This is a genomic window from Acidovorax sp. GBBC 1281, assembly GCF_028473645.1.
In the GTDB taxonomy this organism is placed as follows: Bacteria; Pseudomonadota; Gammaproteobacteria; order Burkholderiales; family Burkholderiaceae_C; genus Paracidovorax.
This window is the reverse complement of sequence record NZ_CP097269.1, coordinates 5365682-5387840: the sequence shown is the minus strand read 5'-3', so window position 1 is coordinate 5387840 and position 22159 is coordinate 5365682. Positions and strand designations below refer to the sequence as shown.

Annotated in this window: 20 protein-coding genes; 8 read left to right on the top strand and 12 right to left on the bottom strand. The window is 67.0% G+C overall.

Annotated elements, in window-relative coordinates; translation table 11 throughout:
* Positions 1-89 precede the first annotated feature (89 nt).
* Both M5C96_RS25275 and M5C96_RS25270 read left to right on the top strand, forming a co-directional pair.
* Positions 90-995 (top strand): hypothetical protein, encoded by a 906-nt coding sequence (locus tag M5C96_RS25275; RefSeq protein WP_272566062.1) that lies wholly within the window; start codon positions 90-92, stop codon positions 993-995.
* Complete coding sequence (locus tag M5C96_RS25270; RefSeq protein WP_272566061.1) at positions 995-3364, top strand: ATP-dependent DNA helicase; 2370 nt, start codon at positions 995-997, stop codon at positions 3362-3364. The genes M5C96_RS25275 and M5C96_RS25270 overlap by 1 nt, the downstream gene beginning before the upstream one ends.
* A gap of 51 nt (positions 3365-3415) precedes the next feature.
* On the opposite strand, the gene M5C96_RS25265 is transcribed toward M5C96_RS25270, so the two are convergent.
* From M5C96_RS25265 to M5C96_RS25250, 4 genes are all read right to left on the bottom strand, one after another.
* Positions 3416-4639, bottom strand: coding sequence for an MFS transporter (locus M5C96_RS25265; RefSeq protein ID WP_272566060.1), 1224 nt, complete (start codon positions 4637-4639; stop codon positions 3416-3418).
* A gap of 1 nt (position 4640) precedes the next feature.
* Entirely contained in the window at positions 4641-6233 is a 1593-nt protein-coding gene (locus M5C96_RS25260) for a carbamoyltransferase C-terminal domain-containing protein (RefSeq protein ID WP_272566059.1), read from the bottom strand.
* Between the two features lie 3 nt (positions 6234-6236).
* Positions 6237-7295, bottom strand: a complete 1059-nt coding sequence (locus M5C96_RS25255; protein ID WP_272566058.1) for a SagB/ThcOx family dehydrogenase — start codon at positions 7293-7295, stop codon at positions 6237-6239.
* Positions 7296-7878: 583 nt separating this feature from the next.
* Positions 7879-8781: an oxidoreductase gene (locus tag M5C96_RS25250; protein ID WP_272566057.1), complete on the bottom strand. Its 903-nt coding sequence runs from the start codon at positions 8779-8781 to the stop codon at positions 7879-7881.
* A 169-nt stretch (positions 8782-8950) separates the two neighbouring features.
* Here M5C96_RS25250 and M5C96_RS25245 point away from each other — a divergent pair, with 169 nt between their 5' ends.
* A complete protein-coding gene (locus tag M5C96_RS25245) occupies positions 8951-9958 on the top strand; it encodes a LysR family transcriptional regulator (RefSeq protein WP_272566055.1) in 1008 nt (335 codons plus the stop codon).
* Between the two features lie 70 nt (positions 9959-10028).
* On the opposite strand, the gene M5C96_RS25240 is transcribed toward M5C96_RS25245, so the two are convergent.
* Positions 10029-10568 carry a GNAT family N-acetyltransferase gene (locus M5C96_RS25240; protein WP_272566054.1) on the bottom strand — a complete coding sequence of 180 codons (540 nt, stop codon included), beginning with the start codon at positions 10566-10568 and terminating at the stop codon, positions 10029-10031.
* 220 nt (positions 10569-10788) lie between these two features.
* Here M5C96_RS25240 and M5C96_RS25235 point away from each other — a divergent pair, with 220 nt between their 5' ends.
* Positions 10789-11916, top strand: coding sequence for a hypothetical protein (locus M5C96_RS25235; protein WP_272566053.1), 1128 nt, complete (start codon positions 10789-10791; stop codon positions 11914-11916).
* 113 nt (positions 11917-12029) lie between these two features.
* On the opposite strand, the gene M5C96_RS25230 is transcribed toward M5C96_RS25235, so the two are convergent.
* Both M5C96_RS25230 and M5C96_RS25225 read right to left on the bottom strand, forming a co-directional pair.
* The gene (locus M5C96_RS25230) at positions 12030-13331 is read right to left on the bottom strand and encodes a Glu/Leu/Phe/Val family dehydrogenase (RefSeq protein WP_272566052.1); all 1302 of its coding nucleotides are present in this window, start codon (positions 13329-13331) and stop codon (positions 12030-12032) included.
* Positions 13332-13497: 166 nt separating this feature from the next.
* On the bottom strand, positions 13498-14424 hold the full coding sequence (locus tag M5C96_RS25225; RefSeq protein WP_272566051.1) for a PPK2 family polyphosphate kinase: 927 nt from the start codon (positions 14422-14424) through the stop codon (positions 13498-13500).
* Between the two features lie 86 nt (positions 14425-14510).
* On the opposite strand from M5C96_RS25225, the gene M5C96_RS25220 reads away from it, so the two are divergent.
* Positions 14511-15329: a fumarylacetoacetate hydrolase family protein gene (locus M5C96_RS25220; protein WP_272566049.1), complete on the top strand. Its 819-nt coding sequence runs from the start codon at positions 14511-14513 to the stop codon at positions 15327-15329.
* A 60-nt stretch (positions 15330-15389) separates the two neighbouring features.
* Here M5C96_RS25220 and M5C96_RS25215 read toward each other — a convergent pair whose 3' ends face one another.
* A complete protein-coding gene (locus tag M5C96_RS25215; protein WP_272566048.1) occupies positions 15390-16337 on the bottom strand; it encodes a LysR family transcriptional regulator in 948 nt (315 codons plus the stop codon).
* Positions 16338-16454: 117 nt separating this feature from the next.
* Here M5C96_RS25215 and M5C96_RS25210 point away from each other — a divergent pair, with 117 nt between their 5' ends.
* On the top strand, positions 16455-16931 hold the full coding sequence (locus tag M5C96_RS25210) for a PACE efflux transporter (protein WP_272569841.1): 477 nt from the start codon (positions 16455-16457) through the stop codon (positions 16929-16931).
* A gap of 1 nt (position 16932) precedes the next feature.
* Here the strand turns inward: M5C96_RS25210 and M5C96_RS25205 are convergent, their stop codons facing one another.
* The 3 genes from M5C96_RS25205 to M5C96_RS25195 form a co-directional block, all read right to left on the bottom strand.
* Positions 16933-17622, bottom strand: a complete 690-nt coding sequence (locus M5C96_RS25205; protein WP_272566047.1) for a hypothetical protein — start codon at positions 17620-17622, stop codon at positions 16933-16935.
* 76 nt (positions 17623-17698) lie between these two features.
* Positions 17699-18523, bottom strand: coding sequence for a DODA-type extradiol aromatic ring-opening family dioxygenase (locus M5C96_RS25200; RefSeq protein ID WP_272566046.1), 825 nt, complete (start codon positions 18521-18523; stop codon positions 17699-17701).
* A 54-nt stretch (positions 18524-18577) separates the two neighbouring features.
* Complete coding sequence (locus tag M5C96_RS25195; protein WP_272566045.1) at positions 18578-19018, bottom strand: DoxX family protein; 441 nt, start codon at positions 19016-19018, stop codon at positions 18578-18580.
* Between the two features lie 126 nt (positions 19019-19144).
* Between M5C96_RS25195 and M5C96_RS25190 the strand changes: the two genes are divergently transcribed.
* Positions 19145-20050 (top strand): LysR family transcriptional regulator, encoded by a 906-nt coding sequence (locus M5C96_RS25190; RefSeq protein WP_272566044.1) that lies wholly within the window; start codon positions 19145-19147, stop codon positions 20048-20050.
* 96 nt (positions 20051-20146) lie between these two features.
* Positions 20147-20956 (top strand): alpha/beta fold hydrolase, encoded by an 810-nt coding sequence (locus M5C96_RS25185; protein ID WP_272566042.1) that lies wholly within the window; start codon positions 20147-20149, stop codon positions 20954-20956.
* 91 nt (positions 20957-21047) lie between these two features.
* Here M5C96_RS25185 and M5C96_RS25180 read toward each other — a convergent pair whose 3' ends face one another.
* Positions 21048-22133: an alpha/beta hydrolase gene (locus M5C96_RS25180; RefSeq protein WP_272566041.1), complete on the bottom strand. Its 1086-nt coding sequence runs from the start codon at positions 22131-22133 to the stop codon at positions 21048-21050.
* Positions 22134-22159: the final 26 nt, after the last annotated feature.

The following is a 22159-nucleotide window of genomic DNA, read 5'->3' as shown; positions in this document are numbered from 1 at the left end:
TGTGGGCACTGTTTTTATAATCAGTGCCTTCGCGCACCCCCCAACCCTCGCACGCACCTTCGCACCCGGCCCCCCACCGCCTCCCCACCATGCCCGAGCCCACGCTCACCCGTTCCCACCGCACCCGCCTGATGCAGATCTGGCGTTCGGCCGGCTGGCCCTGCCAGGACGCGCTGGAGATCGACCTGCTGGCGGCGCGCATGGTCGCGCTGCACACCGCGCCCGAGGGCCACGCGGTGCTGCGCCTGACGGACGCGGGCATCCAGTGGCTGGCCGAGGCCCGCCAGCGCGGCCTGCGGGCCCTGAGCGCGCACGACCGGCTGGCCCAGCGCTTTGCCGAGCACCTGCTGGGCGCCGGCCGCATCGTCTGGCGCGAACTGTCGCTGCGCGCCGCCATCGAGCCGGCGCCCCCGGAGGTGGCCCTGGCCGCCGAAGGGCCCGCCGCAACGCCGGTGGCGGGCCGTGCCGCGGAACCGGGCCGGCTCTGGGCCGACGAGGCCGATGCGCCCCCGGCCCGCGCCGCCGCCCAGGTGTGGCGCATGGCGCGGCCTGATCTGTTCTCGGTGCGCAACACCACCGTGCCCGCCTACCTGCAGCCCATGGTGCACGAGGTGAAGGCCAGCCGCGCCGACCTGCTGTCCGACCTGCGGCACGGCGCCAAGCGCCAGGCCTACCAGTGGCTGTGCGAGGAGTGCTACTACGTGTTCCCGGCCGGCGTGGCCGCGCCCGAGGAGATTCCCGAGCAGTTCGGCGTGTGGGTGCTGCACGGCGAGATCGACCATGGCCGGTTCGAGCTGCTGCGCCCCGCCCGCCACGCGGGCTGCAGCCTGCCGTTCGCCGTCTGGATGGCGCTGTGCAAGGCCACGCCGCTGCGCAGCGAGGGCGAGCCGGCGCAGGGGCTGCTGGGCGAGGGGCTCGCTGGCCTGGAGGATGCCGACCTTTCGCGGGAGGCGGCTTGGGGGCCGGCGCCGGGCCCCTGCGAGGGCGCGGCCTGATGTACACCGTGGCCGTGCGCGAGCTGTGCGAGTTCACGGCCAAGCAGGGCGATCTGGACCTGCGCTTCACCCCCGCGCCCACCGCGCTCGAAGGCATCGCCGGTCATGCCACCGTGGCCCAGCGGCGCATGGCGGGCCGGGGCGCGGGCGCCGGCCCGGGCTACGAGAGCGAGGTGGCGCTGGAGGGCCATTACCGCCACCTGCATGTGCGGGGCCGGGCCGACGGGTTCGATCCCGCCGCGGGCCGGCTGGACGAGGTCAAGACCTTCAAGGGTCGGCTGGACCGGCAGCCCGACTCGCACCGCGCGCTGCACTGGGCGCAGGCCAGGGTCTATGGGTGGCTGCTGTGCCAGGCGCGGCAGCTCGCGCGGATCGATGTGGCCCTGGTGTACTTCGACATCGGCAGCCAGCAGGAGACGGTGCTGGTCGAGCCCTGCACGGCCGATGCCCTGCGCGCCCACTTCGAGGCGCAGTGCGAGCGCTTTCTCGGCTGGGCCGAGCAGGAGGCGGCCCACCGCGCCACGCGCGATGCAGCGCTGCGCGCGGCGGTGTTTCCGTTCGGAGGCTTTCGCACCGGGCAGCGGCCCCTGGCCGAGGCCGTGTACCGAAGCGCCACCGCCGGGCGCTGCCTGCTGGCGCAGGCGCCCACCGGCATCGGCAAGACGGTGGGCACGCTGTTCCCGCTGCTCAAGGCGGCGCCCGGCGAGCGGCTGGACAAGGTGTTCTTCCTCACCGCCAAGACCTCGGGCCGGCAGGTGGCGCTGGATGCGCTGGCCCGCATCGCCGCGGCGCAGCCGGTGGCGGACCCGGCCGCTGCGCCGGGGGGCGGTGGCGCCCAGGCCCCGGCGCCTGCCGGCCGCCTGCCGCTGCGCGTGCTGGAGCTGATCGCGCGCGACAAGGCCTGCGAGCACCCCGGGCAGGCCTGCCACGGCGAGTCGTGCCCGCTGGCCCGGGGCTTCTACGACCGCCTGCCGGCCGCGCGCGCGGCAGCGCTTTCGCCCACGGCGGGCGGCGGCGACCGGCCCCTGCTGGACCAGGCCCACGTGCGCGAGGCCGCCCTGGCCCACGGCGTGTGCCCCTACTACCTGGGCCAGGAACTCGCCCGGTGGGCCGACGTGGTCGTGGGCGACTACCACTACTACTTCGATGCCGGCGCGCTGCTGCACGGCCTGGCCCAGGCCAACCAGTGGCGCGTGGCGGTGCTGGTGGACGAGGCGCACAACCTCGTGGAGCGCGGCCGCCGCATGTACACGGCCGAATTGCTGCCCGATTCGCTCTACCAGGCGCGGCATTCGGACACCGCCGCCCGCGTGCCGGCGGTGAAGAAGGCGCTGGACAAGGTGCGCCGCGCCTGGGTGGCGCTGGACAAGGCGCAGCCGGGGGCCTACGCCGTGCACGAGGCCTTCCCCGCCGCGCTGCTGGCCGCGCTGCAGCAGTGCGGCAGCGCCCTGGCCGACCATTTCGCGGAGCACCCCGAGCAGATGGACCCGGCGCTGCAGGCCTTCTACCTGGAGCTGCTGCACACCCAGCGGCTGGCCGAGTGCCTGGACACGCATTCGATGGTGGACGTAACCCGCGCCCCCGGCGGCGCGCCCGGCAGCTCGGTGGTCTGCCTGCGCAACGTGGTGCCGGCGCCGTTCCTGGCGCCGCGCTTCGCGGCGGCGCACACCACCACGCTGTTTTCCGCCACGCTGCAGCCGGCGCGCTACTACGCCGACCTGCTCGGCCTGCCGACCGGCCATGCCGGCGTGGACGTGGCCTCGCCGTTCCAGGCCGCCCAGCTGCGCGTGGCCGTGGCCCGCCACATCTCCACGCGCTACCCGGACCGGGCCGCCTCGCTCGTGCCGATCGCGGACCTGATGGCGCTGCAGTTCGCTGACCGGCCGGGCAACTACCTGGCGTTCTTCAGCAGCTACGAGTACCTGGAGCAGGTGGCCGAGGCGTTCGCGCGGCGCCACCCGCAAGTGCCGCACTGGCTGCAGTCGCGCCGCATGCAGGAGGCCGGGCAGCGCGAGTTCCTGACGCGCTTCACCGAGGGCGGCGAGGGCATCGGCTTCGCCGTGCTGGGCGGCGCGTTCTCCGAGGGCATCGACCTGCCGGGCCGGCGCCTGATCGGCGCCTTCCTGTCCACGCTCGGGCTGCCGCAGATGAACCCGGTGAACGAGCAGATCCGCCAGCGCATGCACGCCCTCTTCGGCGCGGGCTACGACTACACCTACCTCTACCCGGGGCTGCAGAAGGTGGTGCAGGCGGCCGGCCGCGTGATCCGCTCGCCCAGCGACGAGGGCGTGGTGCACCTCATCGACGACCGCTTCGCGCGGGCCGAGGTGCAGCGGCTGCTGCCGGCCTGGTGGGCCGTGGAGGGTTAGGCCTTCAATCGGCCTCCAGTACAGATTCTTCTAGGGCATATTGCTATTAAATTAGTAGCGAAAAAAAGGGCGATTCCAGCGGTTTGACATGAACACCAGTGCCAACAGCATCACCGAGATGGCAGCGGCTGCGATGAACGGTATTTCAGTCCCTCCATGTGCAATAAGCAAAGCACCAAGAGACGGGGCCGACACGATCGCGAAGGTAGACACACTCCTCAAGGAGGTGCTTACCCGCCCCAGCAAATGCTGGGGGCACAGGTTCTGAATATTGACACTCGCGCCGATGGTGAATAATTCATAACCGAAACCGTTGGTAAACCAAAGCGCCGCGAAGGACAGATTATTCAAATGGTGTGGCGCCACCTTAATAATAACTGCCGAAGAAACGATGGCGAGCGAAAAAATAACAATGCCATGGCGGATAAGAAATCCTGCCTCCTTGTTCTTCAAAAGAAACCGTACTAAGAATGCCGCAGTGATTGCCCCTGCCGCAGTGCTCGAAACGATGAGGGAAAAAACGGTGGTGTCGAATCCCTTTGATCTGACAAAAGAAGCCAAATGGGGGTCGTAGATTGCCAAGGCCAGTGAAGCCCCGATTGTCAAGCACATACTAATCAATAAAGCGGGAGGGAGGCTGCTGAATGATTTGAAACCGTCGATGAGATTCATCGCGAGATTTCTGACGCCACGGATATTTTCCTTGATTGGAAAGTCGATGCCCTTGAACAAGCGCGGTAGTACCAACACGCAGATACCAGTCGAAGCTGCAGATACGAAAAAGACCCGTTGGGCTGGCACTGCCAGAATGAGCAAACCTGCCAATGCCGGGGTGGCGATTTTGGCCAATTGATCCAAGGCGCTTAAGCTTGAAAAATAGCGGGTGCGAACATTTTGGTGGATAACTTGGTTCGTGATAACGGCGCTAGATGGCCAATAAGCCAGATTGGCCAAACCTTTTGCCAGCACCAAAATAGCAAAAATCCAAAATGACGGGGCAACGGCAATGAGAACAGTGAAAAAGGTGCGGAAAATCGTGCCCAAGAGCATCAGCTTTCGGGGGTCGCTCCGGTCAAGAAATGCGCCAAAGATAGGGCCAATGATCAAACTAGGTAAGCCATAGAGGGCCGCGACCAATGCAACTTCAGAAGGGGACGACTTCCAAATAAAAGAGGCCACTGAAAAGATTAAAAAAATATCTATCCAGGAAGCAAAGCCTGCCAATGTCTGAATGCACAGCAAAAACCAATACTTGGATTGGTGATTTTTTTGCATGTTAGGGAATATTTTTGGGTTTTGGAGTAAAAATTCTGTTCTCAAAAACAAAGCCGTCCAGGCCATGTTCTTTTGCGAAATGAATCAGATCACTAAGTCGGTTTAAAAAACCTCCTCCGTTAAAATTCAGTGAGGTGTTGCATAGCACTCCCAGGCCAGTGTATTTTTTGAATTCCACTAATAATTCAAATATATCGGCATTATTTTCTGGCGTGATCGACTGAGGTCTGGCCGAATTGTCTACATGGGTGACGGCTGGAATTTTGTCGGAATTGACATTCCTGAAATGCAGCATGTACGGGCTGGGGACGGAGGAGCCGAAATACTCCTGCATGTCGTTGGCTAGGCATATTGGTGCAATTGGACGGTAGGCTTCCCGCTTTTTGATTTTGTTGAGCTTTGCCAGCATGTTTTTGGTTGAAGGGGATGCCAGTATGGATCGCGCCCCCAGTGCGCGAGGTCCCATTTCATAGCGACCGCGCATCCATCCTAGAACAGCCCCATTTGCGAGCAACTTGGCAAATGCAGGCGCAGCGTAATCGAAGATGTCCCAACCGCTGAGATCGGGATTGTCATCGTAGGGAGATTCTCCGGCGTAAACGTTCCACTTGACTTTTGCATGGCCACTGAGGAAATGTTGCGCATCAATCGCCGTTCCGATGGCCGAGCCACTGTCATTCACGCACGGCGGAATGAAAAAATCCTCGAATAACTGGCTGTCTACCCATTTTGAATTCCATTCACAGTTGAGGCCGCATCCTCCTGAAATGATGAGTGGATGTTTTCCATACAGTTTTATTGCAGATCGCGCCGCCTCTTCAAACTTCGAATAGATAGTATCGGATAATAATCGGGCCACATTGGAAAATTTTTGACTCGTAATGCCGCAATTATAATATTTGCTATTTTTGAGTTTTTCTTTATCTAGCGTGTTTCTAATATCACCAGTGGAAAGAATTCGACTGATGAGTTCCTGACCCTCAAGGTCTACCCCGCTGGGCTGGGCATAAGCTGCGATGGCCATCAGCTTGCCCGCATCGCTGAGTCTGACGAGTCCAGGCTTCAATTTGAATTCAGCGTCTGCGAGCCCGAAAAGGAACGCGTAACGTACCCCCGGATAAGTCATGACATCGCCGATTTTCTTGATTTGCACGTTCTCGTCGATGAAGTACCACGCGCCGAGATAACCTTCCCAAAGAAGAACATAACATGCCCGCCCCTGTTCCCATGGCGAAAGCCCATAGCCGCACATCAAATGGGAGCGGGCGTGACTAGAGCTGAAATAAGTCGCGGGTTGGCCCCAGATCGTTACCGCTTTCGATATGACACCATCGGTGTTCGAATACCCAGCTTCAATGGAAAAACCTTCAGGGTCTGAGCCTTTGCTCCAACCGCCATAAGCCAGCACATTGGGCTGTTTTTCTCCAGTGAGCATCAATTTCAACAGCGTGTCTCCGGAAAAATCGCTGTATCGGCGGCCATTGTCTTTTTCCGATTCTAGGGAATAGATTAGCTCTCCATTTTCAATCAGAGCGGCTGTGCCGTCATGACCGGGTTTTATGCCTAATATACATAAATCCTTAATGGATGTCATCAACTAAACTCCCCCTGTTATCTTACGGGTTATTCTATCCACACTGTTTCCACTGCCTGTGCCTCCGCCCACGACCAAAATTGGATGTTCGATATCCGCAGAACACTCCAGAATTTCCGCAAGCTCCCGGTCGTGAAAATAACCGGTAAGCCAAGGCTTCAATTCCATGGCTGTGATCAATAGATTCAGGGTTTGGGAGAGGTGGCCCACTTCCATCAACATCGGGCGGTAGGCTCGGGAGTGCGGATACTTCCACCACATCTTGTCGAATCGTGAGGTCATCACAATGGCGAAAGCCATGTCGTTAGCCCAATCTTGATGGCATAAGTAAGTGCCTATCGGTTCCTCTGGAAGTGCCTTGATGAACTCTAATTCGTGTCTTTTCGACATGTAGTGGTATATGCCACTAGGCAAGCCTTCGATATTGATTGCCCATAGATAGGGTTCGGTGCATTGCAATCCCCCAGCAGCTGGCGAAGTCCGCTTGTATCCATAGGTAGATAGATTTTCCATATTTTCGTCTACCTTGATATCACCAAAGGCGCAGTAGAGTAACGTTGAAATCTTTCTGAGAGACACGGGCTTGCCATCGAAATCCCTGCAGGTCCGCCTGCTGAGCAAAGATTCCCACAGATTTGCACTATTCAGTTCTTTCAATTCGAAATCCGGTAGGGCAAATCGGGTGCCTCCTTTGATGATTTCGACCGGCGGCATGGCATCACGAATAGAGGCGCAGAAATCCAAGTATGAAGCTGCATATTCGTGTGAACTTGTGGGCGACTGCATTGATTCTGGCGCTAGGGGGTGCTGGGTGCCATAATGAAAAATATGAGACAGCCAATCCCAAGACCATTTTTGCTCCCGAAAGGCATCAACTAATACCTCTGCATTGGAAATATCTTCGTCAACCTGCGTTTTTTTGACAAAGGCCCCCGTTGAAAATTCAAGCAAGCGATTAAGATGCTTGGGTGTTATTTCGAATTGTTGATGTTTTTCATAGTCCCAAAAAATCAATTTTCCCGCATCTATTTTTAGAAAGTGAGAAGGCTGCAGCCACTTCATAACTGTAATTGGAGAATTTGTTGAAATGGGTGAACACAAGTTCACCCATTGCTGAGTTAATTATTTTCTGATCGCGTGGTCTCGATATGCGTCATTGGATTGGCATTTCAATGGCGATTCAATTTGAATTTTCTTCATATGATGATCCTTAAGATTTAAAACGCCGCGAAATTGCGACAGAACAATATTGCCATCAAATAGGTGTCTGGAAAGGTAATATGAGAAACATCAACAAAATAAAAATAACTTATCTGCGAAGAAATAATTTTCTATATAAATTTTATTTAATATAATTATTTGCATTTTTTATGAATTGCTTCCCCCAATCCAGTGGGCTAATAAAAAATGATAGTGCGTCGATAAACAGGGCCTACGATGGCGGAAGCCGTGGTGCCGCACCTGTAGCCGGACGGTGAGTGGCAGAGAGTTTGGTCTCCAATCGGCCTCTAGCGCATATTCCACTGGGGCATGTTGCTATTTAATTTGCAGCATTCGACTGAATCGATCTTGCATGCCTGCGCATCGAAACAGAGCGCGGCGCGACGGTGGCGCGGCTTCCGCGAGGGGTGCCGCGCCGCTGGGGTCATGCGGCCGCGTTTATCGGGAAGTCCGTGGACGCGGCCAGCGCCCGCCACTGGGAAGTTTCCGCCTGCACGAACGCGTGCTTGTCGGCAATGGCCTGCAGCGTGTCGGTGCCCAGCGGCAGTCGCAGGGGCGGCGCGGGGCTGTCCACCAGTTGCAGGATGGCCTGGGCCAGGCGCACGGGGTCGCCGGGCTGGTTCAGGTGGATGCGGCGGGCCGCCTCGCGCACGGCGCCGGCGCTGGCGGCGTAGTCCTGCACGACCCGGGGCGAGATCGCCAGCGACGCCGTGTCGAGGAATTCGGTGCGAAAGTAGCCCGGCTCCACCACCGTGGCGTGGATGCCCAGCGGTGCCAGTTCGGCGTGCAGGGCTTCGGTCAGGCCCTCGACCGCGAACTTGGTCGAGCAATACACGCCGAAACCCGCACTCGATTGCACCCCGCCCAGCGACGAGATGTTGATCACGTGGCCGGCGCGTTGCGCGCGCAGGGTGGGCAGCACGGCGCGGGTCACGTTCAGCAGGCCGAACACGTTGGTGTCGTAGAGGCTCCGCACCTCGTCGGCGGTGGCCTCTTCCACCGCGCCCAGCAGGCCGTAGCCCGCGTTGTTGACCAGCACGTCGATCCGGCCGAAGCGCTCCAGCGCGGCGCCCACCGCCTGGCGGGCCTGTGCCTCGTCGGTCACGTCCAGGGACACGGCCAGCAGTGCTTCGTGGGTGCCCAGCCGCTGGGTGACGGACTGCGCGCTGCGCGAGGTGGCCACCACGGCATCGCCCCGGGCCAGCGCGGCCTCTGCGATGCGGGCACCGATGCCGCGCGAGGCGCCGGTGATCAGCCAGACGCGGGGATGGGAAGGCGACGAAGCGGAGGTGGAAGCGGAAGTGGCAATGGAGGCGGTGGCGGTCATGGAAAGGTCCTCGGGTTTCTATTGGGGGTGTGCTCGGTCCGGCAGTCCGTTCGATCCGGCTGCCGTGGGTGGGACTTTAGGCACGCCATTGCCATCGCACTAGCCCATAATCACTCGATTCATACGCAAGCAATACTTGTCAATCGACGGTCAATCAAGGGGGAATGCCATGGCCATCAACGAACTGCGGGCCATCGCCACCTTCGCGAAAGCCGCCGAACTCGGCAGCCTGCGCCAGGCGGCCTCGGCACAGGGCGTCACGCCGCAGGCGGCCAGCCTGGCGCTGGCACAGCTGGAGGCGCACCTGGGCGTGCGGCTGTTCCACCGCACCACGCGCAGCCTCAGCCTGACGGAGGAGGGCCGCCGGTTTCTCGATGCCGCGCAGCCCGGGCTGGCCACCCTGCAGCGGGCGGTGCACGGCGCGCGGCGCGGGCGTGAGGAGATCGCCGGGCCGCTGCGCATCACCGCGCCGCGGTCGATGATGCTGGAGGTCATCTGGCCCGTGGTGGACGCGTTCTGCCGCCGCTATCCGAACGTGGAGCCCGATGTGCAGCTGGACGACCGCATCGGCAACTGGGTGGAGGACCGGGTGGACGTGGGTTTTCGCTCCGGCCACCCGCCCGAGGGCGGGGTGGTCGCGCGGCGCCTCATGGCGCTGCAACTGGTGGTGTGCGCCACGCCGCAATACCTGGCGTGCCACGGCGTGCCGCTGCGCATCGAAGACCTGGCCGGGCACCGCTGCAGCGGTTTTCGCCACCCCGCCACGGGCAAGCCCATGCCGTGGGAGTTTCGTGTGGGCGACGAGATCGTGGCCCACGCCATCGCGCCGGCGTTCTGCGTCAACGACATCGAGCTGGAGGCGCGCGCCGTGCTGGGCGGCCACGCGATCGGGCAGCTGGTGGGCACCACCGCCGCGCCGCTGGTGCGCAGCGGCCGGCTGGTGCCGGTGCTGACCGATGTGGTCGCGCACCACCTGGGCCTGTATGTCTACTACGGCAGCCGTGCGGCCCAGCCGGCGCGGGTGCGCGCCTTCATCGATCTGGCGGTGGACATGCTGGCGGACAACCCGGCCCTGGGTTTGAGCCCGCAGGAGTTGGCAAGGGCCAGCGCGGCGCACGCGAAGGCGCTGAAGAAAAGCCAGAAAGCCGCCGCCCGGGCGCCGACCCGCTCGGCATAACGCGCAAGGCGGACTCTGAATCCACGGTGCCGGGCGCATCGCCGCGGCGTGTGCCGGCGCAGCGCCCGTGTCAGCGGCGGCGCAGTCGGCACGCCATCAGGATTTCGTCGTGGTACTGGCCATCGACGCAGAGGTACTCCCGCTCGACGCCGTACGCCACGAAGCCCAGCGCCCGGTACAGCGCCACCGCCGCCGTGTTCGACGCGGTCACCCCCAGGTTGACCTGGCGCACGCCCAGCGGCTCGACGGCGTAGTCCAGGGCATGGCGCAGCAGGCGCCGCCCCACGGACCGGTGCCGCGCTTCGGGCGCCACGTACATGCCCCAGAGGAACGCCTTGTGCGAGAGCTGGCGCATGTCTTCGCGCTGGATGCCCACCGTGGCGACGAGCGTGCCGCCGTCGAACGCGCCCAGCACGGCCCGGCCGGGCTGGGGCTGCAGGCGGCGTTCGAAGTCGGCCAGGGGCGTGGCGGCCTCTTCTTCGTAGCTGGACGAGAACGCCTGCGGGCATTCGCGCAGCCCGCGCCGCCGCAGGGCGGCGAACGGCGCGGCGTCGTCGGGGGTGAGGGTGCGCAAATGCAGGGCGTCGAGGTCGGGGGGCATGGAGGGCATGGAGGGCATGGGTCAAGCGGGGCGGCCGAGAAGGGCAGGGGGCCGGGCCGTCGCGGTGGCTTGCGGGGGGCGGGCGCACGATCCGGTGCGGGAATGCGTTCCGTTATACCCACCTGTGCGGCGAAGGCGGGTTGGCGAACCGCCAGAATCGGTGCACAGTTCCGCGAACGCACCGCCCCACCGCCGACCGAGCCCGCCACGCCTGACCCTGCTCCACGCCATGTCCGCCTCCATCGATCCGCCCCGCGCTCCGCTCGCCCCGGTGGCGCGCGTGCTGGCCGAAGCGGCGCTGCAGCGGCAGAACACCCTGCTCGGCGTCGATGCCTCGGGGGTGCCCGCGGCGGGCGGTGCCGACGGCGGCACCCCGGTGCCCGGCGCGTTGCCCCTGCCCCCTACAGCGCAGCGCCCGCCCCTGCCCGCGCCGGCCGACCGTGTCAGCATTTCTCCGCAGGCCCGCCAGAGCCTGGAGGGCGCGGCGACAGGTCCGGCGGGCGCGGCATCCGCCGCCCGTGTGGCCGTCCCGGGGCCGGGCGGTCCCGCCACGGCAGCGCCTGCCGCTGGGCGTTCCGGCGCCGCACCGGCACCGGGCGCGGCCGCCGTGCAGGGCCTGCCCTGGCCCGCCAGCGGCGTCGGCGCCCCGTTGCGCCAGATGCTCGGCGCGCTGCTGCAGCAGCTCACGGCGCCCACGGGGCGGCCCCAGCAGGTCGCCGTGGCGCAGCCGTGGCCCGCGGCCCTGGCGCAGGGCGCGGCGGACGATCTGCCGCCCCTGCAGACCTGGCTGGCGCGCCAGGGTGTGGTGGAAACGGCCGATGGCCCGCGCGGCTACGCCCTCACGCTGCGGGTGCCGGCGGCGTGGCTGCTGCAGCAGCAGCCGTCGGTGGGCGCGGCAGGCGGGTCGCCCGCGCCGGCGGGGGCCGGTCCGGCCGTGCCCGGCGAAGCCTCGCCGCCGCTCGTGTTCGCGGGCCGCCCGCAGGCGCTGCAGTCGGGGCTGTTCGCGCTGGTGCTGCAGTCGGGCGAGGGCGTGGCGGCCAGCCGCACCAGCGCCCTGCTGGCCCTGGACCTGGCGCCGCACGCCCAGGCGGCGGCCGTGGTGTACGGGCGGGACATGCTGGCCCTGCAGCGCTCCGATCCCTGGCTGCAGATGGCCGCGCTGCAGGCCAGCGGCTGGCGCCCCGAGGACGACGAGGCCGGGCGCAGCGGGCAGGGCGAGGCGTGCGACACAGCGGGCTGCCCCTACGCGGGCCGGGCGCCCTGCGTGCAGCCCTTTTGCGTGGCGCTGCGGGTGTTCGAGGCCGGTGCGGCGCGGCCGGCAGGCGATGCGCCGCAGGGCTCCGGCCCGCCGCCCTGACCGGCTCGCGAGGGCATGAAAAAACCGCCAGGCCCGGTGGGGCGCTGGCGGTCCATTCCAGGGAAGGGCGCCGGCCGGGTAGGCCGGGCGTACCCTCCTCGGGCAAGGGCGGGTCAGGGGTACAGACCGCGCATTTCGCGGGCGTGCAGGATGCGCTGGCACGCCACGATGAAGGTGGCCGTGCGCAGGCTCACCTTGTGTTCCTGCGCCACGTGCCAGATGCCGGCGAAGGCCTCCTGCATGATGCGCACGAGGCGGGCGTTGATCTCGTCCTCGCTCCAGAAGAAGCTGGAGAAATCCTGCACCCATTCGAAGTAGCTCACCGTCACGCCGCCGGCGTTGGCGATCACGTCGGGCAGCACCAGCACGCCCTTGTCGTGCAGGATGTCGTCGGCCTCGGTGGTCGTGGGGCCGTTGGCGCCCTCGATCACGAGCTTGGCCTTGATCTGGCCGGCGTTGTGCTTGGTGATCTGGCCTTCCAGCGCGGCAGGGATGAGGATCTCGCAGTCCACACCCCAGAAGTCTTCCTTGGCCATCGCTTCGGCGCCGCCGAAGCCGCCCACGCCGCCCGTCTTCTTGACGTGCTCCAGCAGGGCAGGCACGTCCAGGCCGCCCTGATGGAAGATGGTGCCGGTGTGGTCCTGCACGGCCACGACCTTGGCGCCCGCCTCGGCGAACAGCTTGCCGGCGATGCCGCCCACGTTGCCGAAGCCCTGCACCGCGATGCGCGCGCCTTCCAGCGGCAGGCCCGTCAGCTTGGCGGCCTCCACGCCCACGGTGTACACGCCGCGGCCGGTGGCCTCGACGCGGCCGAGCGAGCCGCCCAGGTCCACCGGCTTGCCGGTGACCACGCCCGTGGCGGTGGCGCCAGTGTTCATGGAGTACGTGTCCATCATCCAGGCCATGACCTGGCCGTTGGTGTTCACGTCAGGGGCGGGGATGTCCTTGGAGGGGCCGATGAGCAGGCCGATTTCGCTGGTGTAGCGGCGCGTCAGGCGCTCCAGTTCGCCGCGCGACAGCTTCTTGGGATCGACGCGGATGCCGCCCTTGGCACCGCCGTAGGGCACGTTCACGGCCGCGTTCTTGACCGACATCCAGGCCGACAGGGCCATCACCTCGGACAGCGTGACGTCCTGGTGGAAACGCACGCCGCCCTTGCCGGGGCCACGGCTCAGGTTGTGCTGCACGCGGTAGCCCTCGAAGTGGGCGATGGTGCCGTTGTCCAGTTCGATCGGCACGTCCACGATCAGGATGCGCTTGGGGCGCTTGAGCGTTTCCACCCAGCGCGCGAGGCTGCCCAGGTAGGGCGTGACGCGGTCCACCTGCTGCAGGTAGTTGCCCCACGGACCGAGGTCGTCGGCCTGGAGGTAGGAGGGCAGTTCGTGCTGGGTGCGGGTGCCGTTGGTGTTCGACATGAGGGGGTTTCCTTGAAGGAGGGATCAGTTCAGACGACGGAGCTTATGCCCGGCCCCGGCAACTGTCCAAGGCCGTAGTGTTACCGGGTTATGCGCCGCATGCATAACCTTCGCGGCGGGCCGCAACGCCGTTTTTCAAGGGCGGGCCGGCGGGCGGTCGCGCGGCTCATTCCATCTGGATGCCCGCCAGCGCGGGATCGCCTTCGGGGTAGCGCAGGCCGAGCCGGGCCAGCACCTCGCGCAGCACGGTGGCGATCATGAGGTTGCGGTGGGTCTTGGAGTCGGCAGGCACGATGGTCCAGGGGGCCCACGGCGTGTGCGTGGCGGCCAGCAGGGTGGCGTAGGCGCGCTGGTAGTCGTCCCACTGCTTGCGCGCGGCGATGTCGCCCAGGTCGAATTTCCAGTGCTTGGCCGGGTCGTCCAGGCGCTCCTGCAGGCGCTTGCGCTGCTCGTCCCGGCTGATGTGCAGCATGAACTTCACCACCACGGTGCCGGTTTCGGTCAGCAGGCGTTCGAAGTCGTTGATGTGCGCCAGCCGCTGGCGGTGCTGCTCGGGTGTGATCCAGCCGTTCACCACGGGCACCAGCACGTCTTCGTAGTGGCTGCGGTTGAACACGGTCAGCTCGCCCGCGCCGGGCACCTGCTGGTGGATGCGCCAGAGGTAGTCGTGGGCGCGTTCGGTGTCGGTGGGCGCCTTCCAGCCCACGGCGTGCACGCCCAGCGCGCTCATGCGGCCGAACACCCCGCGCACCGTGCCGTCCTTGCCGGAGGTGTCGGTGCCCTGCAGGATCACCAGTAGCTTGTAGCGCTTGTCGGCGTACAGCAGGTCCTGCAGGGTGTCCAGTTCGAGGGCCAGGGCCTCGACGCGCGCCTTGTCGCTGGCCTTGTCGCCCTGGGAGAAGGGCTTGGCCGAGGGGTCGAAGCGGGCCAGGTCCAGGGCGGGCAGGGGGCCTTCTTTCGCCGCTGCCTTGGCCTCGGCCTTCGCGGCCTTGCCGGCCGGCTCCGCGTGGGCCGGCGCGGGCTGCCATGGCGCCAGGCGCCGGGCGATCTCGTCGGGGGTCAGGGGAGCGGGGGCGGGGGCTTTGGCGGCCATGGCGGATCCTGGTGGGGTGGGAAAGTCCATAGTGTCGCGCGGGCCGCACAATCATCGCCCGAGCCCCTGAACGAGAAAGCCCTGCCATGCCCGTCGACCCCGCCGTGAATTCCGCCGATTCCTCCCCTCCGGTTGCCGGGGTTGCCGCGGTCGCGCAGGCCCTGCTGCAGGCCCGCGCCACCGCCGTGCCCGCCGACGCGCAGCCGCTGGCGGCCGCCCTGCCGGACGCCGATGCCGCCTATGCCGTGCAGGGCGCCGTGGCGCAGGCGCTGGGCTGGTGGTCCACCGGCGTGCCCCGGTACTGGAAGTCCGGCGGCGCGGACCGGGCGACCGTGCTGACCCACGCCCCGCTGCCCGAAGCGGGCGTGTGGGCCCATCCGGCCCAGGCGCAGGCCTGGCCGTTCGCGCTGCGCGGCATCGAGGCCGAGATCGCCCTGCGGCTGGGCCAGGCGGTGGATGCCGCGACTGCGGCCCGGCTGGCCGACGGCGAGGGCGCGCACCTGGTCGACGCGATGGCCGTGTCGATCGAGATCGTGGAAACGCGCTGGGCCCAGGACGGCGCGGTGGCCGGCCTGCTCACGCTGGCCGACCAGCAGTCGCACGGCGCGCTGGTGCTGGGCGACTGGGTGCCGTTCGACGCCGGTGCGCCGCCCGACTGGGCGCAGCAGCGCTGCACGGTGCGCATCACGGGCCAGGACGCGGTGGAGCGCCAGGGCACGCATTCGCTGGGCGACCCCGTCTGGCTGCTGGCCGCGTGGCTGCGCCATGCCACGCAGCACTTCGGCACCTTGCCGGCCGGCACGGTGGTCACCACCGGCAACTGGACTGGTCGGCTGAACGCCCGCCTGGGCGATGCGGTGGAGGTGGCGTTCGACGGCATCGGCACCGCGAGCGTGCAGCTGTAGCCGGTACCTCGGAGTGTTGTGCTATTAAATAAATAGCAATACGCCCTAGTGGAATATGCGCTAGGGCCGGTTTTGGTTCAAAGGCCGCGCGGCCTGCCCGTCGATCAGCTCCACGAAGCGCCGCGCGCCCAGGCCCAGCGGGCGCTCCTTGGACCACACCACGTCCACCCACAGCGCGACGCCGTTGCTCAGGTTCTCGAACGGCATCTCCACCAGCGAACCCGCCGCGATGCGCGGCTGCACCAGCGCGCGCGGCTGCCAGCCCCAGCCCAGGCCCGCCTCGATCAGGCCCAGCGCCGCCAGGTGGTTGTCGGTGCGCCAGTGGTGGCGCGCGAACACGAAGCGAGGATCGGTCTGCGCCAGGTCGCGGCTGGCCACGACGATCTGGCGCGTGGTGGTCAGGTGCTCCTCGCGCAGCAGGGCGGCGTCCGGGGGCTCGCCGCGCTCTGCGGCCGCGGCCCGCGCGGCGGCCAGCACGGGGTGGCCCGGCGCCATCACGGCGACCAGGGTTTCGCTGCCCACCTCCTGGAAGCCCTCGCGCCCGTCCATGCTGGGCCGCTCGAACACCAGCGCCAGCTGCGCCCGCCCAGCGTGCAGCAGCGCCAGCGCATCGGCCTGCGGCGCGGCCAGCACCTCGACCTGCAGCAGCGGGTGCTCCTGCGCCAGGGCCGCCAGCGGGCTGCGCCAGTGGGCGGCCAGCAGCTCGGGCGCGATGGCCAGGGTCAGGCGCTCCTCCAGCCCCTGGGTGAGAGCCAGCGCCTGCGCGTTCAACTGCTTGAGCTGCGCCGCCAGCAGCCGCGCCTGGGGCTCCAGCGCGCGGGCCGTGGCGGTGGGGCGGGGCTCGCGGCCGGTGCGGTCGAACAGCGGCACGGCCAGCTCGGCTTCGAGGTGGGCGATGGTCATGCTCACGGCCGAGGGCACGCGCGACAGCGCCCGCGCCGCGGCCGAGAACGAGCCCTGGTCCAGCACGGCCAGAAACACTTGCACGCTGTCGGAAGAGAACGCCATGGGGCCGGAGTATCTATCAATAAAACTGAAACAAGCTGACTTTATGTATCAGCCTGGCACACATACAGTGGCCCCATGTCCACGCACACCGCCCCCGCTACCCACCGCCCCACCGGCCTGCAAGGCCTGCCGCGCCGCGTTCTCTACGTCACCCTGTACGAGCTCATCGCCATCGTGGCCGCCACGGCGGCGCTGGCGTGGCTCACGGGGCAGGGGCCGGGGCATTCGGGCGTGGTCGCCGTGGCGGCCTCGGCCATCGCGGTGGTGTGGAACCTCGTGTTCAACTGGGCGTTCGAGCGCTGGGAGGCGCGCCAGCCGGTGCGCGGGCGCAGCACGGCGCGCCGCATCGCCCATGCCATCGGGTTCGAGGGCGGCCTGGTCTTCACCCTGGTGCCGCTGTTCGCCTGGTGGTTCAAGGTCAGCCTGTGGCAGGCCTTCGTGATGGACCTGGGGCTGATCGCCTTCTTTCTTTGCTACACCTTCGTCTTCAACTGGGGCTTCGACCGCATTTTCGGCCTGCCGGCATCGGCCCAGGCGGGGCCGTCCGGCGTTCAGGCCACCACGCAGGCCACCCCCCAGACCGTGATTCAGTGATTCAGTAAGGCAGCGCAAAGCCGTTGCGTCCGGCGTTGATGCGCGTGGCCGTGGGGGTGCCGTTCACCTCCTGCGCGGTGAGCGACACGCTGGCGCCCGGCACCAGCAGGCTGCGGTCGCCGCCGCGGAAGGTCACCACCGGCGCGCCAGGCGGCACGATGACGGTCTTCTCGCCACCCTGGTAGGTGAGCTTCAGCGTGCGGCCCTTGGCGGCCCCGCCGGCGGCATCGGACACACCCGCCACGTCGGCCACGGTGGCGTTGGTCATGGTGCTCTGGGGCTGCAGGTCGAACGGGCGGTGGCCCTCGCCGGCCCCGCGCGCGGATTCGGGGAACACCGTGACGGCGATGGCGCGCTGGGTGCCGTCCGCCTGGGGCAGCGCGGCCGTGCCGATGAAGCTGCCCGGCTGGATGTCCCCCAGCGCGATCGGATAGACCTCCTGCACCACCAGCGTGGGCGAAAGCGCCAGCGTGACCGTCTGCCCGCCGCGTTCCTTGACGGTGAGCGAAGTGGGCGTGGCGGCTTCGATGGTGCCGCGCAGGCGCACGGTCTGGGCGGGGGCAGCGGCGGGGGATGCCGCCGTGGGCGCTGCGGCCGGGGCTGTCTGGGCCATGGCCGCGCCGGCGCCCAGGGTCAGGGTGGCCGCCACGAAGAGCGGGGACAGGCGTGCGGGGGCGGGAATGGGCTTCATGGCGTGGCGCGGCGGCGTGCAGTGAAAGAGGCTGCCATGATGCCCGAAGCGCCCGGGCCAGGCGTTGCCGGGCGTTTCAGTGTGCCGTGCCGGCGCCGAAGCGAAAGCTCGACGCCGTCACGCCGCCGTACACGCCTTCCTCGTGGTACACGCAGTCGGCCCGTTCGGCCTCGGCCGCGCCGGCCGCGACCATGAGCGGAATCAGGTGGTCCTCGCGCGGGTGGGCGATGCGGGCCGCCGGCGCGCTTTCCCAGCCCATCAGCCGCGCGGGCCGGTTGGCCGGATCCGCGTGCACCAGCGCGTCCTGCAGCCATTGGTCGAACGCCACCGAAGGCGCCCGCCCGGCCTCGCCGAAGCGGCGCAGGTTGTGGTAGCTCAGCCCGCTGCCGACGATCAGCACGCCATCATGGCGCAGCGGCGCCAGTGCGCGGCCGAGGGCCAGGTGCTGGGCCGGGTCCAGATCGTGCTGCAGCGACACCTGGATCACCGGCACGTCGGCGGCCGGATACATCACCTGCAGCGGCGCGAAGGTGCCGTGGTCGAAGCCCCGCTCGGCATCGAGCCTGCTGGGCAGGCCGGCGGCACCGATAAGGGCCGCGATCCGCTGCGCCAGAGCGGGTGCGCCCGGCGCCGGGTAGCGCACCTCGTAGGTGTGGGGCGGAAAGCCGTAGTAGTCGTACACCATCGGCGGCCGGGGGCTGGCCATCACGGCGAAGGCCTCGTCCTCCCAGTGGCCGGACACCACCAGCACGGCCTGCGGGCGGGTGGCGATCTGGCGCGGGATGTCCTGCAGCGACTGCTCCAGCGTGTGCATGGTGCGGCGCATCTCCTGCACGTACGGCCAGGGGCCGCCGCCGTGCGACAGGAAATAGGTGGGCAGGGGGGAGGAGGGCGGGTTCATGGCGGTCCGTGGGGATGGGGGGGTGGTACAGGGCGAAAGGCGCCGGCGAGGGTGTCAGGCGCCGCGCGGACGGATCGGCGCGCGCCGGGCGCGGCCCCACAGCACGAAGGTGCACAGCGCCAGCAGCACGAGGTTGAGCGGCACCACCATCGCCTCGCCACGGCTCAGGTGAAAGGCGATGGCGAGCCCCTGCAGCACCACGCAGCACAGGGCCGCCAGCACGGTCAGCCGGGGCAGGATGCGCGTCAGCGCGGGCAGCAGGATGCCCAGGCCGCCCGCGATGTCGATCAGCCCGATGGCCCGCACGAAGGCGACGGGGTACTGCCCCGTCCACGGCATCATCGCGCTCAGTTCGGGAATGGGCGTGGTCAGCTTCACGACGCCCGAGGCGCAGAACACCGCGGCGACCAGCACCTGGGCGATCCAGAGGCCGATACGCAGCGCTCGGCCCGCGGACGGGGTGGAGGCGGTGGGCGAATACGGGGTGGCGGGCATGGCGGTTCTCCAAAGGGGCCACAGCGCGTGGCGATGAAAAGGGATGGGACTGGACGCAATTTAAGATTTCCCCCAAAGGAAATCGATGGCGTTAGAGTGATGGCATCCTTTCCTTCTTTGGCAACCATGAACCCTGCAGACCTGGAACTGACCGGCCTGCGCGTGTTCCAGGCGATCGTCGAAGTCGGCAGCTTCAGTGCCGCCGCGGACCGCCTGGGCATGGCGCCGCCCATGGTGAGCAAGCACATCGCCCGGCTGGAACGCACGCTGGGCGCGCGCCTGCTGCACCGCACGAGCCGCAGCATGAGCCTGACGGAGGCCGGCACGGCCTTCTACGAGCAGGGCCGGCAGGCGCTGGAACTGCTCGACGCCGCCGCGGCCTCGGTGGGCCACGGGCAGAACCGGCCGCGGGGCGAGTTGCGCATCAGCGCCCCCGTGTGGTGTGCGACGCCGCGCTTTGCCCGGCTGCTGGCCGACTATCGCCGGGCATGCCCCGAGGTGCGGCTGGACCTGCACCTGGACAACCGCATGGTGGACCTCGTCTCGGAGGGGTTCGACGTGGCGCTGCGCATGACCGCCGAGCCCGCGCCCCAGCTGATCGCGCGGCCCCTGTGCCAGATGGCGTTCCATCTGGTCGCGGCGCCCGGCTTCCAGCCCGGCCCCGACGAGGGCGTTGATTCGGGCGGTGCGCCCCGGCCCATCCCGATGGTCATGCCCAACTACGTGCAACTCGAGCGCCTCAAGAATGCCCTGCAGGAAGGCATGCACCGGCACATCGACGCCGTGATGAAGTCCAGTGACAGCACCCTGAGCTACCACGCCGTGGTGGCAGGCATGGGCGCGGCCTTCCTGCCCGCATGGCTGGTGGACGACGACCTGGCCAGCGGGCGGCTGGTGCAGTTGCCGGGCGATGCGGAGTTCGTGGGCACGCTGTATGCGGTGTATGCCAGCCGGCGACAGATGCCGCTCAAGCTGCGCAGCTTCATCGACTTTCTGGCCGAGCGCCTGGGTGGGGCGCCATTGCCGTCCTGACGCTCGCGCACCGATGACAATGCGCACAGCCGCCGCCGGAGATCCCACCACCCAAGGTAGCCCATTCCAACGCCATGCGATCACCTGGAGAGCGCGATGACAGAAACGAGGACCCTCCCGTCGCAAGGATCGCTGCTGTCGGTGCAGGCCATGGGGCAAGGCCTGCCCGTCGTGCTCCTCCACGCTGCGGTCTGCGACAGGCGCATGTGGGCGGCCCAGATGGGCGCATTGGCCGGCACCTGCCGGGTGATGGCCTATGACCGCCCCGGATTCGGTGACTCGCCCCTGCGCACGGTCGATTCGTCATCGATGGCGGATGGGTTGGCCGTTCTGGAGGGCCTGGGCGTGACGGAACCGGCTGTCGTGGTGGCCTGCTCCCAGGGTGGCCGCATCGCGCTGGAGATGGCGTTGGCGCATCCGTCCAGGGTGCGGGGCCTCTTTCTGATCGCCCCCTCGCTCAGCGGCGCCCCGGCGCCGGCGTATCCCCCCGAGATCGAAAGCCTGCTGCGAGGGCAGCAACTCGCGGAGCAGGCGCAGGACTGGGTGGCACTGAACCGTATCAAGGCACGCCTCTGGCTGGACGGCCCCCTGTCGCCCGAACTCCGGGTGGGGGGTGACGCGCGAAAGCTGTTCCTGGCGATGAATGCGATCGCCATCGCGAACAGGCTCCGGGGCGGAGAGACAGACAACGTGCCGGTGTACGGCCGGCTCGCGGAGATTCGATTGCCTGCCCGGGTGGTCTGGGGAGACCTGGATTTCCCCCACGTTCAGCAGCGCGCCCAGATGGCCGCAGACCAGATGCCGAATGCACAGGGGATCGCGTCGCACGGCGTGGCGCATCTGCCGTCCCTGGAGTGCCCCGATGCCGTCACGGGTTGGCTGAGGCGGTTTCTGGGCGAGATATGAAGCCGGTGGAGAGGCTGTTGTCTTTGCCACGCGAACTCGTGTCCGAAGGCTTTCCCTGCAAGCAGGCGCTCTGCCCGTCTGTCGAATCACCCTATCGATCCAGCCGCTTGCTGGACAGAAACTGCTGCATCTGATCGGCCACCTGCACGTTGTTCAGGTCGGAGAACGGGAAATGCGTGTTGCCGCGTATTCCGATCTCGGGAAGAAGCACCAGCTTCGCGTCGCCGCCATGCCGGTTGACGGCCTCGACCCACAGCCGTGCCATTGCCAGCCGCACGCGCCAGTTGTCCAGTCCGGGGTCCGTGCTCGGCGCTTCAGGGATGTTGTCGCCGTAGTAGAGGACGATGGGAATCCGCGTGAGCGCCTTGAACTGCGCCATCGGCACCGCGACCCCGTTCAGCGGGCCGGTCAGGCTGGGCAGGGTGGGGGGCACTTCGCGTTCGGGAAACACAAAGCCGCTTCCGGGCTCGTAGGAGACGACGGCGCGGATGGCGGGGTTGTCCATGACGGCCTTCCAGCCGAGCCAGCCGCTGTAGGAGTGCGTCACCAGCACGCCGGGCCCGATGCGCCGGAACAGCGCGGACATGGCATCGACGGCCACGGGGTTGTCCAGGGGGCCGGTGTCGGGCGCCATTTGCCGAAAGAACTGGTTCAAGGACTCCGGGTCGCCCGGAAACTGCACTTGCGGATAGAAATTCGGCCAGACACCCAGGCGAAAAACGTTGAACCAGCGCTGCTCGTCGGGCTCCGCCGTGATCTGGCCGGCCACGGTGCTGCGGCCGGCACCCCCTCTGCGCGGCTGATCGACGAGGTAGACCGGAAATCGGCGGCGCAGAAAGATCGTCTGGAACCCTTCGCGGCCATCGGGCGTGGTCTCCCACGTTTTGGAGAACACGCCGAAGCCGTGCCACATCACCAGGGGCAGCTGGCGCGCGTTCACCGGGATCTGGTAGGTCACGCGGGCATGGTCGCCGTGCAAGGTCTGCCCGGCCGGTCCCGGCTGTCCGAGGACGTAGGTGCCAGGACTTTGCACGACGGTGCCGCCGACCGCGAAACTGCCCTGCGCCTGGACGGCAATGGGTGCAGAAGCCGCAGTCTCCTGCGGCGCGGCATGGGCTTGAAGAACGACCGTGCCGCCGAGCAGCGCGGTCAGGGTCTTGCAGAGATGGCGTTGCATGGTGTTCCTCCACGGGGTCGGGGCTT

Excerpts from the sequence above, each read along its gene's own strand:
- M5C96_RS25275 (WP_272566062.1), top strand. The coding sequence starts at position 90 with ATGCCCGAGCCCACGCTCACCCGTTCCCACCGCACCCGCCTGATGCAG.
- M5C96_RS25270 (WP_272566061.1), top strand. The coding sequence starts at position 995 with ATGTACACCGTGGCCGTGCGCGAGCTGTGCGAGTTCACGGCCAAGCAG.
- M5C96_RS25265 (WP_272566060.1), bottom strand. The coding sequence starts at position 4,639 with ATGCAAAAAAATCACCAATCCAAGTATTGGTTTTTGCTGTGCATTCAG.
- M5C96_RS25260 (WP_272566059.1), bottom strand. The coding sequence starts at position 6,233 with ATGACATCCATTAAGGATTTATGTATATTAGGCATAAAACCCGGTCAT.
- M5C96_RS25255 (WP_272566058.1), bottom strand. The coding sequence starts at position 7,295 with ATGAAGTGGCTGCAGCCTTCTCACTTTCTAAAAATAGATGCGGGAAAA.
- M5C96_RS25250 (WP_272566057.1), bottom strand. The coding sequence starts at position 8,781 with ATGACCGCCACCGCCTCCATTGCCACTTCCGCTTCCACCTCCGCTTCG.
- M5C96_RS25245 (WP_272566055.1), top strand. The coding sequence starts at position 8,951 with ATGGCCATCAACGAACTGCGGGCCATCGCCACCTTCGCGAAAGCCGCC.
- M5C96_RS25240 (WP_272566054.1), bottom strand. The coding sequence starts at position 10,568 with ATGCCCTCCATGCCCCCCGACCTCGACGCCCTGCATTTGCGCACCCTC.
- M5C96_RS25235 (WP_272566053.1), top strand. The coding sequence starts at position 10,789 with ATGTCCGCCTCCATCGATCCGCCCCGCGCTCCGCTCGCCCCGGTGGCG.
- M5C96_RS25230 (WP_272566052.1), bottom strand. The coding sequence starts at position 13,331 with ATGTCGAACACCAACGGCACCCGCACCCAGCACGAACTGCCCTCCTAC.
- M5C96_RS25225 (WP_272566051.1), bottom strand. The coding sequence starts at position 14,424 with ATGGCCGCCAAAGCCCCCGCCCCCGCTCCCCTGACCCCCGACGAGATC.
- M5C96_RS25220 (WP_272566049.1), top strand. The coding sequence starts at position 14,511 with ATGCCCGTCGACCCCGCCGTGAATTCCGCCGATTCCTCCCCTCCGGTT.
- M5C96_RS25215 (WP_272566048.1), bottom strand. The coding sequence starts at position 16,337 with ATGGCGTTCTCTTCCGACAGCGTGCAAGTGTTTCTGGCCGTGCTGGAC.
- M5C96_RS25205 (WP_272566047.1), bottom strand. The coding sequence starts at position 17,622 with ATGAAGCCCATTCCCGCCCCCGCACGCCTGTCCCCGCTCTTCGTGGCG.
- M5C96_RS25200 (WP_272566046.1), bottom strand. The coding sequence starts at position 18,523 with ATGAACCCGCCCTCCTCCCCCCTGCCCACCTATTTCCTGTCGCACGGC.
- M5C96_RS25195 (WP_272566045.1), bottom strand. The coding sequence starts at position 19,018 with ATGCCCGCCACCCCGTATTCGCCCACCGCCTCCACCCCGTCCGCGGGC.
- M5C96_RS25190 (WP_272566044.1), top strand. The coding sequence starts at position 19,145 with ATGAACCCTGCAGACCTGGAACTGACCGGCCTGCGCGTGTTCCAGGCG.
- M5C96_RS25185 (WP_272566042.1), top strand. The coding sequence starts at position 20,147 with ATGACAGAAACGAGGACCCTCCCGTCGCAAGGATCGCTGCTGTCGGTG.
- M5C96_RS25180 (WP_272566041.1), bottom strand. The coding sequence starts at position 22,133 with ATGCAACGCCATCTCTGCAAGACCCTGACCGCGCTGCTCGGCGGCACG.